The sequence below is a fragment of the Oceanivirga salmonicida genome (assembly GCF_001517915.1).
Taxonomy (GTDB): domain Bacteria; phylum Fusobacteriota; class Fusobacteriia; order Fusobacteriales; family Leptotrichiaceae; genus Oceanivirga; species Oceanivirga salmonicida.
The window spans coordinates 1-2,777 of sequence record NZ_LOQI01000112.1 but is presented as its reverse complement, the minus strand read 5'-3'; the positions used below and the strand labels follow the sequence as shown (position 1 = coordinate 2,777).

At 25.9% G+C, this 2,777-nt stretch carries 2 protein-coding genes and 1 tRNA gene; 1 reads left to right on the top strand and 2 read right to left on the bottom strand.

Features of this window, described 5'->3' with window-relative positions; all coding sequences use genetic code 11:
* Positions 1-214 precede the first annotated feature (214 nt).
* On the top strand, positions 215-1,471 hold the full coding sequence (gene uraA / locus AWT72_RS08360) for a uracil permease (protein ID WP_067143540.1): 1,257 nt from the start codon (positions 215-217) through the stop codon (positions 1,469-1,471).
* Positions 1,472-1,581: 110 nt separating this feature from the next.
* Here the strand turns inward: uraA and AWT72_RS08355 are convergent, their stop codons facing one another.
* Together AWT72_RS08355 and AWT72_RS08350 are read right to left on the bottom strand one after the other, a co-directional pair.
* Positions 1,582-2,463 carry a LysR family transcriptional regulator gene (locus AWT72_RS08355; protein ID WP_067143538.1) on the bottom strand — a complete coding sequence of 294 codons (882 nt, stop codon included), beginning with the start codon at positions 2,461-2,463 and terminating at the stop codon, positions 1,582-1,584.
* 27 nt (positions 2,464-2,490) lie between these two features.
* Positions 2,491-2,567 (bottom strand) — tRNA-Met (locus AWT72_RS08350).
* Positions 2,568-2,777: the final 210 nt, after the last annotated feature.

The window sequence follows — 2,777 nt, the reverse complement described above, 5'->3', positions numbered from 1 at the left end:
TTTTTTTCAATTTTTTTATTGACTATTTTTCATTTTTTTGTTATCATTTTTTTAGTAAAAAAAATTAGGAGGTAGTTATGTTATTTTACTTTAATAAATTTAAGTATAAGAATATTTTGAAAAAATTAGACATTGCTATCTATTTTATTTTTAATATTATTATCAGTAAATAAGTATTTATACTTATTTTTTTTTATACTTTTTAGGAGGAATAATGAAAGAAAAGAAAATTATTGGTATAGATGAAAAAGTCGCATTAAGTCTACTTATACCGCTAAGTCTACAACACACGTTTGCAATGTTCGGGGCATCAGTATTAGTTCCTATAATATTTGGTATAGATCCATCAATAGTCTTACTTATGAATGGATTAGGTACTTTATTATTTATTGCAATAACAAAAGCAAAAGCACCAGCTTATCTAGGGTCAAGTTTTGCTTTCTTAGCACCTGCTAGTCTTATTATATCTAATTCTAATTATGGTTATAGTTATGCATTAGGTGGATTTGTTGCTGTAGGTTTTGTTGGTTGCCTATTCTCATTTGTTGTTAAAAAATTCGGAACTAATTTCATTGACATTATACTACCACCTGCTGCTATGGGTGCAGTAGTATCACTTATAGGGTTTGAATTAGCATTTATAACTATTACACCAGGTAAAATTGGTGCAGACCTTACTAGTTATGAAGGACAAATAGTATTTGGACTTACTTTAGGAACTGCAATATTAGGTTCAGTCTTATTTAGAAAATTTTTCTCAACTATACCTATACTAATATCTATGATAATAGGTTATATAGCATCTATTTATTTTGGAATGGTTGATTTAACTAGTATAATAAATGCTTCAATATTAACTATACCAAAATTTCAAATGGCTAAATTTTCATTAATTCCAATCTTAACTATATTACCAGTAATTCTAGTAATACTTTCAGAACACATTAGCCACCAAGCAGTTACAAGTAACATAGTTGGTAAAGACTTATTAAAAGATCCAGGTTTAGAAAAAACATTATTTGCAGATAATTTTTCAACTATGTTATCAGGTTTGGTTGGTGGAGTTCCAACAACTACTTATGGAGAAAATATAGGAGTTATGGCTATAACTAAGGTATATAGTGTTAGAGTTATAGCAGGAGCAGCCATAATATCGATTATAATGGCATTTATAGGCCCATTTGCCGCAATTATCAACTCTATACCAGGTAATGTTATAGGTGGAGTTACATTCCTTCTATACGGTATGATAGGGACTTCTGGATTAAGACTATTAGTTGAAAAGAAAGTTGATTACAATAAATCAAGTAATTTAATACTAACTTCTGTTGTATTTGTAACAGGGCTTAGTGGACTTACAGTAAATATATTTGGAATAGCATTAAAAGGTATGGTACTTGCTAGTATTATTGCTATATTAATAAGTATACTATTTTATATGTTTGATAAATTTAGTTTATTAAATGATTAAAGAACATTAAAAAATAGCATGGACTTAGATAAGTTTCTAATTCTATGCTATTTTAAATTTTCTATTCTATTTTAAATTTCTAATTCTATATTTTTTATATACTCATTTTATTAATCTTTTAATGATTTTGTAATATCAAACGATCTCAAATATTTTATAAAGTCTGACAATATTTGATTATCTGAATTTTCTTTCATAAATATTATTTGAAATTTATTGTATGTTTTATCAAATTTGTGTAACATTTTTATTTCTTTTTTTTCTAATCTATCATATGTACAATAATAAGGTAACACTGAATAACCTAATCCATTTGATATCATATTTTTTATAGTTTCTATACTTCCATTAACAAGCATTTCTTTTTCATGTTTAAATCCAGCGATTTCTTCAAATTGTTCAATATAATATAGAGTTTGATTTGTTTCTCTTTTTAGAAAATATATTTTTTTCAAATCTGAATATTTTTTAACAAACTTAGGTGCTGCAATTATAAATGGATAATCATCTGTATATATTGCCTTTAATTCATCATCATCTATTACTATATCTTCAGCTAAAACTAAATCAATTTCACCTTCTCTTAATTTTTGAATAAGTGAAGCACTATTTTTTACATATACATCAAATATCACGTTACTATTTTTAGAACAATATTCTTTTATTATAACTGGTAATATAGGCTCTCCTATATTATGAGTTGTACCTATAATTATTTTAGTTTGATTTGTATCTATAATTCTTTTAATATCATTTTCTACTCTTGCTAATCTACCAAAAATATCTTTGGACATTTTATATACTTTTTTCCCTGCCAAAGTTAATTTAAAATTTTTAGAATCTCTTTCAATTAATTGAACTCCTAAACTTTGTTCTAATTTTTTTATTTGTATTGATACTGCTGATTGACTAATAAATAAGACACTACTTGCCTTAGTAAAACTTCTATTTCTACAAACTTCATAATACACTTTCAAATTGTTCAAATCCAAATTTAACACCTACTTTATATAAAAAAATGGTGTCTAGGAACGGAATCGAACCGTTAACCTTACGGGTATGAACCGTATGCTCTAGCCGATTGAGCTACCTAGACACGCTTGTTGTTACTAGAATATACTATCAAAAAAATAAGACTTTGTCAAGAAAAATTTCATTTAGAAATTTTAAAAATGTGAAAGCTCACCAAAAGTGAGCCCTTAATAGCTCATTTAATTTTTCGTAAAAGTTCATTAATTTGACCCATTTTTTGTGATATAAATATATTACAAATTAAATTAAAGGAGATGATCGTTTATGTATATAA